Origin of the sequence: Haloactinopolyspora sp., from assembly GCF_027324685.1 — a bacterium.
Taxonomy (GTDB): domain Bacteria; phylum Actinomycetota; class Actinomycetes; order Jiangellales; family Jiangellaceae; genus Haloactinopolyspora.
On record NZ_DAHVSH010000059.1, the window covers coordinates 1 to 16,170 of the forward strand.

Sequence of the window (16,170 nt, forward strand, 5' to 3'; positions counted from 1 at the left end):
CACGACCCGCGCGGCGAGCGTGGCCGCGGGGTCGGCCATCCGGACGACCGGGGTCGGCAGCACGTCGACGGCCAGCACCGGGTGACCCGAGCGCCGCCACGACGTTGCCAGCGCGGCGACGGCGTCGTCCATGAACACCGACGCCACGACGACCACGGCACCCGGCGGGAAACGGGGCACCCGGCGGGGGAGTGCCGAGGTGTCCGCGGTGCCCGGCCGATGGGTGTGACGAGCCAGGTACGTCCGCAGACGCAGCAGGTGCCGGCTACCGCTGCCCAGCCGGACGGTATCCATCTGGCGGGTGAGGTCGAGGACGCCGACCCGGTCACCGTGGGCGATGTAGGCCGCGGCGATCGATGCGACGGTGTCGACGCCGATGTCGATGCTGCGGGGGCCGGCGTCGTGGGAGTCCTCCGGAGTCGCCGGCTCGGACCACAGACGTACCTCCGGTTGCAGATCGAAGCGGCTGTCGAGGCAGCAGATCACGTCCGCGTCCGCGTCGACCTGGGTGTGGCGGGTGTAGAGCAGCTCGTGGGGTCCGGCTTGCCGCGCCGTCACCCGCCAGTCGATGCGCCGGAGCCGGTCGCCGGGCGCGAACGGGGAGACGTCGTGCAGTTCGGTTCCTTCGCCCGGGCGTTGGGAGCGGTGCGCACCCACCATGCCGGCCGGACGTGCCGGCAGCGGCCCGGGTGGGAGGGTGGTGGTGACAGCCGGCAACACCTGGGCGGTGCGTGGCGCTGCGGTGACGGGCCCGGCGATGAACAGGGCGTCGGCGCCGACGACCAGATGGTCGGGCCGGGCCAGCACCTGCGTACCCCACGTGGTGGGCGTGGATTCGCCGACGATGTGCCGCGGTTGCTCCGCCGGGGCGGCGGTGGCGACGCGTTCGGCCAGCGACCCGGGGGATTCCGGTACCAGCACCGTCGTGATCATCTGTGCCTCGGACGGCTCGATCTCGACGGCCACCGTGGCCGGGCGACCCACGTCGGTGATCTTCGGCCCGATGGCGCGCACCCGCGGCACGCCGTCCGGGGGTCGTGTCCCACCGAGCGCCAGTGCGGTACCCACGATCAGCGGTACGCCGAGCAACACCAGCTCGACGCGGCCCGCGGCCAAGCCGACGCCGGCGAGCACGATGGGCAGCAGCACCGACCGGCTCAGCGCCGGCGTGGGCTGCCACCGCGGTCCGCTGCTGATCATCGGGTCGACGTCGGGCCTGCGACGCGATCGAGCACCTCGGCGACCAAGTCGGCGGTCCGGACCTGCATGGTCCACGCCTCAGGGGTGAGCGTGAGGCGGTGCGCCAGCGCCGGAACGGCGACTTCCTTGACGTCCTCAGGGACGACGTAGTCGCGGCCGTCGAGGACGGCGACGGCCCGGGCGGCCAGCAGCAGTGCCAGCGACCCGCGTGGCGACGCGCCCACCTCGACCCCGCGATGGCTCCGGGTGGCGGCGGTGAGGTCGACGCAGTAGGCGATGATCGACGGGTCGACGTCGACCGACTCGACACCGGCCTGCAGCGCCTGCACCGTCTCGGCGTCGACCACCGGATCGATCTCGGTCTGTTCCTGCCTTCGGGCGATGCGCCGGTTCAGGACCTCGACCTCGCTCGCCGGCTCGAGGTACCCGGCGGACAGCCGGAGCATGAACCTGTCCAGCTGAGCTTCCGGCAGCGGATAGGTGCCCTCGTACTCGACCGGGTTGGACGTGGCGAGCACGTGGAACGGGCGGGGCAGCTCGAAGGTGCGGCCCTCGACGGTGCTCTGGCGTTCGGCCATGGCCTCGAGCAGCGCCGATTGGGTTTTCGGCGGGGTGCGGTTGATCTCGTCGGCCAGGAGGAGACCGGCGAAGACCGGCCCGGGCCGGAACGAGAACTCGCGCGTACCCGGATCCCACACGAACGAACCGGTGACGTCGCCGGGCAGGAGGTCAGGGGTGCATTGCAAGCGCCGGAACTCCAGGCCCAGCGCGGTGGCGAGGCTCCGCGCCGCCAGTGTCTTGCCGAGGCCGGGGACGTCCTCGAACAGGACATGGCCGCCGGCGAGCACCGTCGCCAGCGCCAGGCGCAGGGTGCGTTCCATCCCGACGACGGCCGTTCCGACCCGGTCCAGTACGTCTCGGCCGACTCGGGCGATGTCGGCGACCGGCCGGGGCGGTGCCGTCGTCCCGCCGCTCGTGGGCGTCATGATCAGTGTCCTCCGGTAGCTGCGGTGTCGGCGTTCTCGACGGCGGAGACGATGCGTTGGAGCTCGTTCAGGTCGGGGCGGAACCGTGGTGTGGTGAGCGCACGGTAGACGTCGGGGCCGAGCACCTCGGCCGCACGGGGGTCTGTCCAGGCGACACCCAGGCGAGCCAGCCGGGCCACCGCCAACCGAGTGAGCCGATTCTGCAGGACGGCATCGGCTCCGCCACGGCGCGTGACCAGTGGGGTGATCCGGTTCGCCAATCGCCAGACCTGGGCGGAGCCACCGCCGCGGGCGGAACCTGGTTGGTGCGGCCAGCGGGGGTGATGCCCGGCCGGCACGGTCATGAACGCCGCCACGATTGCTGCGGTGCAAGCACCGAGGAGGATCGGGCGTGCGCCTTGGACGCCGAACAGCCAACTGCCGCCGCCGACAGCGGCACCGGCGAACAAGCAGCGCAGCAGGTCGCGGCGGCTCACGACGGCGTCTCCATCGGCGTGGTGTGGCTGCTGAGCGTCCGCAAGATCGTCGCGAGAGCGGACCTGGCGGCAGCGACGTCGTCGACGCCGATGTCGGGATGCGCGGAGAACCGGGCGCGGTGGTAGAGGCCGAGCAGCATCGACGTCGCCACCTCGTCGGCATGGTGTCGGCGCAGCAGCGCCGCGGTGAACTCGGTGGGGGTCTGCGCCGGGTCTCGCGCGGCACCGCTACCGGCCGCGGCGGACTCCAGAGCGAGCCAGGCCTCGATGACGGTCTGAGCATCGGCGGAGCCCGATCCCTCCAGCACCCCGCTCGCCGTGCGGGCGCCGGCGCGCAGGTCCTCAGCCGCATCGGGCCATGCCTCGACGGTTCCGCCTACGACGCTGCGGCGAGCCCGCCGCCACCCGGGCCGGGGGAAACCCCGGATGAGCATGAGCACCAGGACGACGACAGCGACGAGGATCGCGACGAGGGCGAGGTTCCAGGGAAAGTCCGTGGTGCCGGTGTCCGTTGGCCGCTCGGTGGGCCACGTCATGGTCATGGTCGTCGTGGGCAGCTCCCGAGGCATGGTTCGCTCGTCGGGGTCGAACCCGTCCGCTTCGGACAGCCACCCCGGTTCGACGACGTTGATCGGCCCGAGACCGGCGGCCACGATCACGACCACCGCGCACACCATGAGCACCGCCGTCGCCGTCCACGCCTTGGCGGACCGATCCGTGCCGCGCATCCCGACGATCCTGACACATCGCTGAGACACTGCGACAAAATCGTGATCAGTGCCGGGCACAAAGTTGCGGTGGCGTACGTTTGATGGTGCGTCGGATACCGACGCCGACACGTCCGGCCAACACGTCAGGTGAGTTATGTCCGTGCAGGAGACAGACCAACTCGACGACGATGTCGAGGTGCTCGAAGAACGTCGCGCATCGGCTGTCGCGCTCGGCTGGCTGCTCACCGTGGGTGGTGCCATCGGCGCCGTCGCTTCGGCCATCCTCATCATCGAGCGGATCTTGTTGCTCGAGGATCCCGGTTACACGCCGTCGTGCAGCTTCAACCCGGTCGTCAGCTGCGGACAGGTGATGCAGAGCTGGCAGGGCGAGCTGTTCGGCTTCTCCAACCCGATCATCGGTGTCGCGGCGTTTCCGGTGGTGGTGACCGCTGGGGTGGCGGTGCTCGGCGGCGCGCGGTTGCCGCGGTGGTTCTGGCTGGGTCTCAACACCGGCGCCCTGTTCGGTGCGGCGTTCATCACCTGGCTGTTCGTGCAGAGCGTGTACTACATCGGTGCCCTGTGCCCCTACTGCATGGTCGTCTGGACCGTCACGATTCCGATCTTCGTCTACACGACCGGCTACAACCTGTCCGAGGGACACCTCAAGGCTCCGGCGGGCCTGCGCCGGGCCGTCGTCGACAGCCGCGGGCTGATCACCGCCGTCTGGTACCTGATCATCGCCATCCTGATCACCATCGAGTTCTGGGACCGCTGGTACCTCGTATTTTGATCCCCAAATGATCATGTTCAGCATGCGAATCCCAACCACACCACCCGTGCACGCCTCGTGATGCGACAGTTCGCCTCGTGGTGCCTTCGGCGGCCGCCCGAAAATCATTCGACGGCGGGCCCGACACCCTGCCACAGTGGCGCACCATGGCCCATAGTGAACCCTTGACCGGCGCGGATCTACGGCTCATGCAGGGCCTGGCCCAGCGCTTGACCGCCATCCGCCCGGACCTCGTGAATGCCGACGCGTCATTCGGCGAACTGGCGTGGAACTGGGGCCGGGGACACGTCCATGACGGCGCGAGCTGGCGGCGTGAGCTCTGGTTCGCCGGCGGCGACCTGGTGGCGTGGGGTTGGGCTCGACTTCCTCGTCAGGTGCGGCTGTGCGACGGGTCGGTCAAGGACGTCACGGGCGCATCCCTGGCGTTTCAGGTTCACCCGGACCACGCCGAACTCGTCGACGAGGTGATCGGCTGGTACGAGGCCACGGCCGCCGGTCTGCGGCGTACGGTGCTGGCCGGAGCCGCAGACGAGTTCGGACTGCGGCGTTGGGCTGCGCACGGCTACGACGCCGACCCGGCCTCACTCGGCGACACCGGCACCTGGTCCCGGCTCAACGAACGCGATCTCGTCGACATCGAACAGCCGGTGCTGCCCGACGGTTTCCGGTTCCGCACCGCCGACCACGTCGATGCGCAGGCTGTGGTTCAGGCCCACGTGGACGCCTGGGCGCCCTCGGCGTACACAGCCGAAAGTTACGAAGGTGTCCGGACGTCGCCGGGATACCGCGGTGACCTGCACGTCCTGGTGCAGGCTCCGGACGCCTCGATGGTGTCGTCGGCGATCATGTGGCTGGACGAGGAGAACAAGACCGCTGAGTTCGAACCGGTCGGCACTCACCCCGACTACCGGCGCCGAGGCCTGGCCCGAGCGATGCTTCTGCATGGCATGCAGCTCGCCCGCGCGGCCGGCGCCACCCACATGACGGTGGCCTGCCTGGGCGCGCCGGGTCACTCAGCGGCTAGGGAGCTGTACGAGGGCGTAGGGTTCCGTGAGCTCAGCCGGGACGCTGTGCTCGTCAAGTCCGCGGCCTCAGGCTGAGCGCTCGGCGGCTCCTGCCCGGCTCGTCCCGGTCGCCGGAGACCCGCCCGGGCGTCACACTCGCTCGCGGCACATGCGCTAAACTGATCGTGTGCGAGGCCTGCTTCTCCTTACGGAGCCGCGCTGACTGGTAGTGGACGCCTGATCATGGCGTCACGTCGGCGCGGCGGACCCCTCCTGCGTGAGGGGTCTTTTCACGTTCTGGCCTGATGACACCACGGACACGATGAGGGACGACTCCCGATGAGCCAGCTGCAGACGAGCACCACGCCGCCCACGGGTGACGAGGCACCGCACCGCTACACCAGCGAACTGGCCGAGCGGATCGAGCACTACTGGCAGGACCGCTGGGAACGCGAAGGCACGTTCCACACGCCGAACCCGGACGAGGCGGCGGCCAAGGGTGAAGACGTGCCGAGCAAGAAGTTCTTCCTGATGGACATGTTCCCTTACCCGTCGGGCAAGGGATTGCACGTCGGGCACCCGCTGGGCTACATCGCCACCGACGTTGTGGGTCGGTTCAAGCGGATGTGCGGCTTCAACGTCCTGCACGCGTTGTCGTACGACGCGTTCGGCCTGCCTGCCGAGCAGTACGCCGTGCAGACCGGCCGCCACCCGCGCGAGACCACCGAAGCGAACATCGTCAACATGAAGCGCCAGCTGCGCCGCCTGGGTCTGGCGCACGACGAGCGGCGCTCGTTCGCGACCACCGACCCCGACTACATCCGTTGGACCCAGTGGATCTTCAAGCAGATCTTCGAGTCGTGGTACGACGCCGACGCTGACGGTGGCCGTGGCCGTGCTCGCCCCATCGACGAGCTGGTCAAGGCGTTCGAGGCGGGCGAGCGCGAGGTGCCGGGCGGACGGTCCTGGGCCGAGCTGGACGACGCCGAACGCCGCCGGATCATCGACGATCACCGGCTGGCGTACATTTCCGAGTCGCCGGTGAACTGGTGCCCCGCTCTGGGCACCGTGCTGTCCAACGAAGAGGTCACCGCCGAAGGCCGCAGCGAGCGCGGAAACTTCCCGGTCTTCCAGCGCAATCTGCGCCAGTGGATGATGCGGATCACCGCCTACGCCGACCGGCTGGTCGATGACCTGGACCGCATCCAGTGGCCGGAGAAGGTCCGCACCATGCAGCGCAACTGGATCGGCCGCTCGCCCGGCGCCACGGTCCGGTTCGCGGCGCCCGGTGGCGAGTTGGAGGTGTTCACCACCCGCCCGGACACCTTGTTCGGTACGACGTTCATGGTGGTCGCGCCAGAGCACCCGATGGTCGAGGAATTGACCGCGAAGGCGTGGCCCGAGGGTACGCGCGAGCCGTGGACCGGAGGTTTCGCGACGCCGGCTGAGGCTGTCGCGGCCTACCGCCGACAGGCGTCGATGAAGACGGAGCTGGAGCGCCAGACCGAAGGACGCCACAAGACCGGCGTGTTCACCGGGTCCTACGCGGTCAACCCGGCCAACGGTGAGCAGGTGCCGATCTTCATCGCCGACTACGTCCTGATGGGCTATGGCACCGGCGCGATCATGGCCGTGCCCGGCCAGGACGAGCGCGACTGGGAGTTCGCCGAGCAGTTCGACCTGCCGATCGTGCGCACCGTGCAGCCGCCGGACGACTTCGACGGCAAGGCCTACGTCGGTGACGGCCCGGCGATCAACTCCGCCAACGACGAGATCAGCTTGAACGGGCTGCACAAGGACGACGCGATCGCCACCATGATCAGCTGGTTGGAGAAGCGCGGTGCGGGCACCGGTACGGTCACGTACCGCCTGCGTGACTGGCTGTTCAGCCGCCAGCGGTACTGGGGCGAGCCGTTCCCGATCGTGTACGACGAGGTCGGACCGATCTCCCTGCCGGACAGCGCGTTGCCGCTGCTGCTGCCGGATGTGCCGGACTACTCGCCGAAGACCTACGACCCCGACGACGCCGACACCGAGCCGGAGCCGCCGCTGGCGCGGGTGCCGGAGTGGGTCGAGGTCGAACTGGACCTGGGCGATGGCCCGCGCCGCTACCGTCGCGACACCAACACGATGCCCAACTGGGCCGGTTCGTGCTGGTACCACCTGCGCTACATCGACCCGGCGAACGACGAGCGGGTCGTCGACCCCGACGTCGAGCGGTACTGGATGGGCCCGCAGCCGGACCGCAGTGCTGACGATCCCGGCGGCGTCGACCTGTACGTCGGCGGCGTCGAGCACGCCGTGCTGCACCTGCTGTACGCCAGGTTCTGGCACAAGGTCCTGTACGACCTGGGCTGGGTGTCCAGCGAAGAGCCGTACTTCCGGCTGTTCAACCAGGGCTACATCCAGGCCTACGCCTATGTCGACTCCCGCGGGCAGTACGTGCCGGCCGAGCAGGTCGAAGAGGTCGAAGACCCCGAGACGTCGGAGACCATCTACGTCTACAACGGCCAGCCCGTCCGCCGTGAGTACGGCAAGATGGGCAAGAGCCTGAAGAACATCGTCACCCCGGACGAGATGTACGACGCGTACGGGGCGGACACGTTCCGGGTGTACGAGATGTCGATGGGCCCGCTGGACCAGTCGCGGCCGTGGGAGACTCGCGCGGTCGTCGGCTCGCTCCGGTTCCTGCAGCGGGTGTGGCGCAACGTGGTCGACGAGCAGACGGGGGAGACCGCCGTCGTCGACGAGCCTGCCGACGACGAGACCCGCCGGATCCTGCATCGCACGATCGACGCCGTGCGCTCGGACATGGCCGCGATGCGGTTCAACACCGCGATCGCACGCATGATCGAGCTGAACAACCACCTGACGAAGTTGTCCGCTGTGCCGCGCGAAGTGGCTGAACCGCTGGTGCTGATGATCGCGCCGGTGGCGCCGCACATCGCCGAGGAGATGTGGTCGCGACTGGGCCATTCGACGTCGCTGGCCTACGAGCCGTTCCCGACGCCTGATCCGGACCTGTTGGTCGACGAGACCGTGACGTGCGTGGTGCAGGTGGCGGGCAAGGTGCGCGACCGCATCGAGGTGCCACCGTCGGTCGATGACGACACGCTGCAGGAGCAGGCGCTGGCGTCCGAGGCGGTGCAGCGCGCGCTGGAGGGGCGGGGCGTGCGCAAGGTCATCGTACGAGCGCCGAAACTGGTCAACGTCGTTCCGGACTGAGGCTGATGCCCGGCCGGATCGCGATCGTCACCGACTCGACGGCCCACCTGTCACCGCATGTCGTTGCCGAGCGTGGCATCGAGATCGTCCCGCTGCAGGTGATCGTCGACGGGCAGCCGCACGACGAGGGTGACGACGTGGGTCCGGTCGCCATCGCCGAGGCGCTGCGCTCGCATGCGACGGTCACGACGTCGCGGCCGAGTCCCCGGACGTTTCTCGACGTCTACGAGTCGGTCAGCGTGCGCGGCGCCACGAGCGTGGTGTCGGTACATCTGTCCGGAAGCCTGTCCGGGACCGCCGACTCGGCACGCTTGGCCGCGCGTGATGCGCCGATTCCCGTGCATGTGGTGGATTCCCGATCACTCGGCATGGGGCTCGGGTTCGCGGTGCTGACCGCGGCGGAGGCAGCCGAACGCGGGCTGACCGCCGACGAAGTCGCCGCCGCGGCCGCGGAGCGCGCGCGGCGATCGTCGGCGTACTTCTACGTCGACACTCTCGAACACCTGCGGCGCGGCGGGCGCGTCGGCGCGGCGTCGGCGGTGGTCGGTACGGCGTTGGCGATCAAGCCGTTGCTCCTGTTGCGTGATGGCTGGATCGAGCTGCTGGAGAAGGTCCGGACAACCTCGCGTGCGGTGGCGCGGCTGGAAGACCTGGCGGTCGATCGGGCGACGTCGGGGGTCGACCAGAGCTCCCGCGTCGACGTCGCCGTCCACCACCTCGACCACGCCGATCGCGCCAATGACTTGGCGCGCCGGCTCGCCGAGCGGTTGCCCGGTGTGGGAGACGTCGTGGTGAGCGAGGTGGGGGCGGTGATCGGCGCCCACGTGGGGCCAGGACTGATCGCCGTGGTCGTCAGCCCGCGCTGACACGGACCGGTCCGTAGCGCCCGGCGAGTCCTTGACCGTGTGAAACCGTCGACCTTACGCTGCAGCACACTAGGAAAGCGTTTACCCGCATAGTCGGGTCCAGGTTACCCATGTCCGGCATCGGCCGCAGCGAAAACTTCCGTGGCAAACCTGGTGCTGGCTAGGCAATAGACACCGGGCATTTGACGATATGTCAGAAACTTTCGATTGACGTCCATGCAAAAGTCCCCCTATTGTGCCTCGTCATGGAATGTCATCGACGAGCGCGACCGCCGAGAGTGCGGACGAGGCAGCGTTCCGACGTCGCCCACATCGCGCTCGAGCTGCGTCGATGTCCCCTCAGTCGTCGCCTCCCGGTGCGGGCACACCGGGCTGACCGGATGGAGACCCATGGTTGACAGTCACGATGACAACGCCGTATCGGCACGTCAGGTCTCACGCCGTGTGATGCTGGCCGGCGCTGCGGCAGGTGTCGCCGTTCCCGCCGTAGCGTCGACCGCCGTGGCAGCGGACGACTCGGTGCGCCACGCCGCCTCCGCCACGGCAGAGACCCACCGGATCACGCTGTACGCCGAGGAATTGCCCAGCGGCGACATCGGCTACGGCTACGCTCCGGGCGAAGCGACAGTGCCCGGGCCCATCCTCGAGATGCTCGAAGGCGACACCCTCGAGATCGAGCTGGTCAACAACACCGACGAGCGACTGTCGATCCACCCGCACGGCGTGGACTACGACGTCGACTCCGACGGTAGCCCGCTGAACGATTCGTTCAACGAGCCCGGCGAGACGCGTACCTACGTGTGGCGCAGCCACGCACCCTCCACCGGCCCAGGACGGCTGTGGAAGCCGGGCAGCGCCGGGTACTGGCACTACCACGATCACGCCATGAGATCACCGCACGGTTCCGTCGGCATCGCCAAGGGCCTCTACGGTGCGTTGATCGTGCGCCGGCGCGGTGACGTGTTACCCGACCGGCAGTTCACCGTGGTGTTCAACGGCATGATGATCAACAACAAGATGGCGCCGGACACGCCGATCTTCGAGGCGAACCTCGGCGAGCGCGTCGAGTTCATCGCCATCGGGCATGGCGATCTCTTTCACACCTTCCATCTACATGCGCACAAGTGGGTCGACAACCGCACCGGATGGCTCAGCGGGCCGAACGACCCCAGCGCAGTGATCGACAACAAGGACCTCAACCCCGGTTCGTCGTTCGGCTTCCAGGTGATCGCCGGCGAGAACGTGGGGCCGGGGGCGTGGATGTACCACTGTCACGTCCAGTTCCATTCCGAGCAGGGCATGTCGGGGATCTTCCTCGTCCGCAACGCCGACGGCAGCATCCCCGACCACGCGCAGGAGGCGCTAGACCGCTTCAAGGGCCACGGCGACCACGAGTAGGGCTCGCCGACGCCACCCCGCGGTGACCTGCAGGAACGCCGACCGCGGACAGCTACCACCACCACGATGACTGGGCCGAACCAGCACACGCACGGGGCGCACGATCAAGTGAAGGAGTAGCGATGGGACGCAGAGGTCTGGCACGTCCGCACCGTCAGGGGGCCCCTCCGGCCCGTTGGCGGCGGGCGGCGATCCTGGCGACGAGCGCCGCGATGGCGCTCGGCCTGTCGGCGGTGCCCGCCCAAGGTGGGCCGACGCCGACGCCGACGCCGACACCCACGCCGACGTCGGCGACCGGCCAGGACGATCGGGCGGGCGAGACCGACTCGGCCCGGATGTCGCCCCGTACCAATGCCGCCGCGTCGGGTGAGGTCACCGTCCTGGTGTTCCACGGCGCTGCCGACGAGCAGGACGACCCCGTCGCCGCGGCCACCGAGGCGATCAAGGACCTGGGCACACAGCACGGCTTCGCCGTCGAGGAGTCGACGGACCCGTCGGTGTTCTCGCCGCAGAGCCTGGGCGCCTATCGCGGCGTGGTGTTCCTCTCCGCGACCGGCACCGAGCTGAGCAGAGAGCAAGAGGCTGCGCTCGAGGCCTATATCGAGGCCGGCGGCGGTTTTCTCGGAATCGGCGACGCGGCGCGGGCTCAGGAGCGTTCGGACTGGTTCACCGGCTTGATCGGCACGCGTCCGGTCGGGGCGCTGCCCGATCCCGAGGAGGTCGTGGAGGTCAGCGCGAGCGCGGAGAACCCGCCGAACGAGATCGCGGCCAACCTCATCGACGGTGACGACGGCACCAAGTGGCTGGCCTTCGAGCCGACCGCGTGGATCGAGCTTCAGCTGGCCGAACCAGCCGCGGTGACCCAATACGCCCTGACCTCGGCCAACGACTTCGCCGGGCGCGACCCGCAGGACTGGACGTTGCAGGGTTCGGCCGACGGCCAGACGTGGACGGACCTGGACAGCCGCAGCGGGGAGGATTTCCCGAACCGGTTCCTGACACGGGATTTCCAGTTCGAGAACACCGAGGCCTACCAGTACTACCGGCTCGATATCACGGCAAACGCCGGTGACGACCTGACTCAGCTGGCTGAACTACAACTGTTCACCGGTGACGCGACCACCGAGCCGGAGCCGATCGAGCCGCAGGAGGCAACGGTCAGCGTCGTCGACCGGCAGCACCCGGCGAACGACGGGCTGCCGATGACGTGGACCCGTACCGACCGCTGGATGAACTGGGCGCCCAACCCGATCGGCGAGGTGCACACCATCGCCCAGGTCCAAGAGAAGACCTACGACCCGGGTGAGGGCGAAAACGGCGCCTTCCACCCGATCTCGTGGTGCCGCGACTACGACGGCGGCCGCTCGTTCTACACCGGCATGGGCGGCACCGCCGACAGCTACACCGAGGAGCGCTTCCGCAGCCACCTGCTCGGCGCGATTCAGTGGACGACGGGCATGGCGCGCGGCGACTGCCAGGCGACCATCGGCTCCAACTACGAGATCGAGCGGTTGACGGCGAAGAACCAAGACGGCCAGCTCGACCAGATCGGTGAGCCGCACGGGCTCGACATCGCTCCGGACGGCACCGTCTTCTACATCGGCAAGGCCGCCTGCCCGTCCGGGCCAATCCCGGACTGGGACGACCCGAACGTCGGCCTGGGCTGCGGCACCATCCACCAGTGGGACCCGGAGACCGAGGACGTCAAACTCCTGGCCACGTTGGACGTGTTCGGCAACCGGGGCAGCGGCGGCGAGCTGGTGAAGGCCGAGGAAGGCCTCGTCGGCATCACCCTCGACCCTGACTTCGCCGACAACGGGTGGATCTACATCATGTGGATGCCCTACGAGTCCATCGACGTGGAGAACCGGATCGGCCAGCGCACGGTGTCGCGGCTGACCTACGACGCCGCGACCGCGACGATCGACCTGGATTCGCGGGTGGACCTGCTGCAGTGGGACACACAGATCCACAGCTGCTGCCACGCCGGCGGCGGAATGGACTTCGACTCCGAAGGCAACCTCTACGTGGGCTCCGGCGACAACAACTCGTCGCAGGGTTCCAGCGGCTATTCGGGCAACAACTGGACCTTGGACTACAAGGGCGTCTCGTTCCAGGACGCCCGCCGGACCTCGGGTAACACCAACGACCTGAACGGGAAGATCCTGCGGATCCACCCGGAGGACGACGGCACCTACACGATTCCCGACGGAAACCTGTTCCCGGAGTCCGAAGACCCCGGAGACAAGACCCGCCCGGAGATCTACGTGATGGGCGTTCGCAACATCTCGACGCTGAGCATCGACCCTGAGACGGATTGGCTGAAGGCCGCCTGGGTCGGCCCGGACGCGTTCGAACCCGACCCCGAGCTGGGACCGGCGAAGTACGAGACCGCGACGATCATCACCTCGGCCGGTAACCAGGGCTGGCCGTACTGCATGGGCAACCGACAGCCCTACCGTGACCGAAGCAACGAGGACGCCTCGATCCTGACCGGGTGGTACGACTGCGACAACTTGAAGAACACCTCGCCGCGTAACACCGGGCTCGTCGACATCCCACCCGCGCGCGACAACATGATCTGGTACGCGCCCGGCGGTGGTGGCCCGGTCTTCCCCGAGCGCGACGACGGCAGCGGCGTACCGACCTATGACCTGGACGACGTCACGTACACGCAGCCGTACCTGCGCGGCGGCGGCCAGGCCATCATGAGCGGCCCGACGTACCACCGCGAGAACGTGAACACCGACAGCGGTGTCGCCTGGCCGTCGTACTGGGAAGACAAGTGGCTCATCGGGGACGAGTCCAATCCCAACAACCGCATCGCGGTGACGGTGGATCCGGACGGCATCGAGGAGCAGGCGCCGCCGCTGTTCGCTGAGGATCTGCGCCACATCATCCGCGCCGGTGCCGGCAGCAACGAGCTGCAGCACTGGATGATGGACTCGAAGTTCGGCCCGGACGGCGCGCTGTACATGCTCGACTACGGCGGCGGGTTCTTCAGCCTCACGGACAACCAGAAGCTGCTCCGCGTCACCTACAGCGGTGGGCCGGCGACCCCGACAGCCACGGCGTCGGCGACGGCCGTGCAGGACAAGCCGCTGACCATCGCGTTCACCGGCGCGCGTTCCGGTGGTGTGTCCTACGAGTGGGATCTCGGCGACGGTACGACGTCGACCGAGGCGAACCCGAGGCACACCTACGACGCGGTGGGCACCTACACGGCGACGCTGACCGTGACCTATGCCGACGGCGAGACGATGACGGCCGAGGTCGAGGTCAATGTCGGCTGCGCGGTCCCGGACGACCGTGACACGGTGTGGTTGCGCGATGCCGACACCGGTGTGACCAACCACGGGGTCGGCGGCGGCTGCACGGTCAACGACCTGATCGAGGACGAGCGCAGCTGGGACGACCACGGTGCCTTCGTCCGCCACGTCGGTGATGTCGCCGCGGGCCTGGTCGATGATGGCGTGCTGACCAGCCGGGAACGGTCGACGTTGATCCGCTCCGCAGCGTCGTCGGAGATCGGTAAGCCCGGTGACACCGGCTACGTGACGATCTTCGACGGGACCGCCGAGTCGTTGCAGGGGTGGTCCCAGGCGCCGAGTGGTCATTTCGAGTTGCAGGACGACGGCACGTTGCTCGCCCGCGGTGGCCTGGGGATGTTGTGGTATTCGGCCGAGGAGTTCGGCGACTTCTCGGTGAAGCTGCAGTTCCGTGACGTCGCCCCGGAGGGTCATCGGGCGAACAGCGGCGTCTTCGTCCGGTTCCCCGATCCTCGAACGCCGGTGGACCAGCGCCCGGAATGCGGCCAGACCGGATCCGCGGCGAATTCCGAGGCCTGGGTGGCCATCTATTGCGGCCACGAAGTGCAGATCTACGACGGTGAGTCAGGCGAGCCGCAGAAGACCGGTTCGATCTACAACTTCGACGTCGTCGGCCTGGACGATGCCGGAGCGACACCGAAGGGTGAGTGGAACGATTACGAGATTCGTGTGGTCGATCAGCACTACACGATCATCCGCAACGGCGTCGTGATCAACGAGTTCGAGAACGCGCCCGGCCAGGAATCGTCTCGTGACGGTGACCCGCCGACGGACCTGCGTCAATTCGCCAGCGGGTTCATCGGCTTGCAGAACCACAGCGACAACGACGCGATCGAGTTCCGCAACATCAGGGTGCGTGAACTCTGACCGGACGCTGACCAGGCGGTGCGGGCCCGACTTCGCGTCGTGCCCGCACCGCCCCACCACCGTCCACCGACGCCCCAACGGAACCACGAGAGGTGTGGCATTCCCATGTTCGAACGAGTTCGAGGTGCGGCAGCGCTGGGCGTGGCGGCGCTGGCCGCTGCGCTCACGGCAGTGTTCATCGCGCCCGTATCGGCGGTCCCGACCATCACGTCCTCCAGTGTCGATGCCTCGCAGCCGGAGGCGGCCGCAGAGCAGGTGCTGACGTGGACGGCCGACGACAGCGTGACGGAGTACGCGTCCTTCCCGACCACGGCGACCGCCGGGCCGGCGACGATCGTGTTCGAAAACAGTGAAGCCACCGGCAACACCACGTACATGACGCACACGCTGACGTTCGACACGACGAATCCGGAGTACAACCAGGACGTCGACGTCGACATCGTCGCCAGTCCGAACGACCCGAACGGGGGGCGGCACGAAGTCCAGGTGAACCTCTCGCCGGGGACCTACCGGTACTACTGCGCCATCCCCGGACACAGTGCGATGTCGGGCATCCTCGTGGTCACCGACGGTGGTGGCGACGACACGACGCCGCCGGAAGTGTCGGCGGAGGTGTCGGGTGATCAGGACGCCGATGGGAACTATGTGGGGTCGGCGACGGTGACGCTGGACGCGTCTGATGCCGGGTCGGGTGTGGCGTCGGTGGAGTACGACCTGGATGGGGCGGGGTTCGTGGAGTACACGGACCCGGTGACCGTCGATGCGGTCGGCGATCACACGGTGCAGTTCCGGGCGACGGATGTGGCGGGCAACGTGTCCGAGGTCGGTTCGGTGGCGTTCACCGTCGTCGCAGGCGAACCCGGCACGTGCTCCGGCGACGACCGCGACACGGTGTGGTTGCGCGGTGTCGACACAGGCGTACCGAACTACGACGCCGGCGAGGGGTGCACGGTCAACGACCTGATCGAGGACGAGCGTGACTGGGCTGAGCACGGTGCCTTCGTTCGCCACGTCGGCGACGTCACTGCTGACCTGGTCGAGGACGGTGTGCTGACCAGCCGGGAACGGTCGACGCTGGTACGCGCCGCGGCATCGTCGGAGATCGGGAAGCCTGGCGACGTCAAGGTTGCGCGGTCGCTCGTGCAGTCCTGAAGCGAACATCACGAGGCGTTTGCCTACCCCACCACCCGTGCATGGGTGGTGGGGTAGGCAAAACCATCGTGAACATGATCATTTGACTCGCGGGGGCGGGGAGTCCACAGGCGAATTGGGCGGGGTGGGTTGTCCACAATTGCGCTCGGCGGGGTGGAGGGGAGCAG

The 16,170-nt window shown here is 68.4% G+C and carries 10 protein-coding genes and 1 pseudogene; 7 read left to right on the forward strand and 4 right to left on the reverse strand.

Going from position 1 to position 16,170, the window contains the following annotated elements:
- From M6444_RS07405 to M6444_RS07420, 4 genes are all read right to left on the reverse strand, one after another.
- The coding region (locus M6444_RS07405; RefSeq protein ID WP_298324986.1) for a DUF58 domain-containing protein at positions 1–1,200 on the reverse strand (1,200 nt) is incomplete at its 3' end.
- On the reverse strand, positions 1,197–2,186 hold the full coding sequence (locus M6444_RS07410) for a MoxR family ATPase (protein WP_298324988.1): 990 nt from the start codon (positions 2,184–2,186) through the stop codon (positions 1,197–1,199). The genes M6444_RS07405 and M6444_RS07410, both read right to left, overlap by 4 nt.
- Before the next feature lie 2 nt (positions 2,187–2,188).
- A complete protein-coding gene (locus tag M6444_RS07415; protein WP_298324991.1) occupies positions 2,189–2,662 on the reverse strand; it encodes a hypothetical protein in 474 nt (157 codons plus the stop codon).
- On the reverse strand, positions 2,659–3,390 hold the full coding sequence (locus M6444_RS07420; RefSeq protein ID WP_298324994.1) for a DUF4129 domain-containing protein: 732 nt from the start codon (positions 3,388–3,390) through the stop codon (positions 2,659–2,661). Before M6444_RS07420 ends, M6444_RS07415 begins: the two co-directional genes overlap by 4 nt.
- Positions 3,391–3,568: 178 nt before the next feature.
- On the opposite strand from M6444_RS07420, the gene M6444_RS07425 reads away from it, so the two are divergent.
- From M6444_RS07425 to M6444_RS07455, 7 genes and pseudogenes are all read left to right on the forward strand, one after another.
- A complete protein-coding gene (locus M6444_RS07425; RefSeq protein ID WP_363326275.1) occupies positions 3,569–4,162 on the forward strand; it encodes a vitamin K epoxide reductase family protein in 594 nt (197 codons plus the stop codon).
- A 146-nt stretch (positions 4,163–4,308) separates the two neighbouring features.
- The gene (locus M6444_RS07430) at positions 4,309–5,262 is read left to right on the forward strand and encodes a GNAT family N-acetyltransferase (protein WP_298325000.1); all 954 of its coding nucleotides are present in this window, start codon (positions 4,309–4,311) and stop codon (positions 5,260–5,262) included.
- Positions 5,263–5,505: 243 nt separating this feature from the next.
- On the forward strand, positions 5,506–8,391 hold the full coding sequence (gene leuS / locus M6444_RS07435; RefSeq protein WP_298325003.1) for a leucine--tRNA ligase: 2,886 nt from the start codon (positions 5,506–5,508) through the stop codon (positions 8,389–8,391).
- 5 nt (positions 8,392–8,396) lie between these two features.
- Complete coding sequence (locus M6444_RS07440; RefSeq protein WP_298325006.1) at positions 8,397–9,257, forward strand: DegV family protein; 861 nt, start codon at positions 8,397–8,399, stop codon at positions 9,255–9,257.
- A gap of 447 nt (positions 9,258–9,704) precedes the next feature.
- Positions 9,705–10,655 carry a multicopper oxidase domain-containing protein gene (locus M6444_RS07445; RefSeq protein ID WP_363326276.1) on the forward strand — a complete coding sequence of 317 codons (951 nt, stop codon included), beginning with the start codon at positions 9,705–9,707 and terminating at the stop codon, positions 10,653–10,655.
- 122 nt (positions 10,656–10,777) lie between these two features.
- Positions 10,778–14,851, forward strand: coding sequence for a ThuA domain-containing protein (locus M6444_RS07450; RefSeq protein ID WP_298325012.1), 4,074 nt, complete (start codon positions 10,778–10,780; stop codon positions 14,849–14,851).
- A gap of 105 nt (positions 14,852–14,956) precedes the next feature.
- Positions 14,957–15,712: pseudogene (locus M6444_RS07455) on the forward strand (copper-binding protein); the annotation flags it as partial.
- Positions 15,713–16,170: the final 458 nt, after the last annotated feature.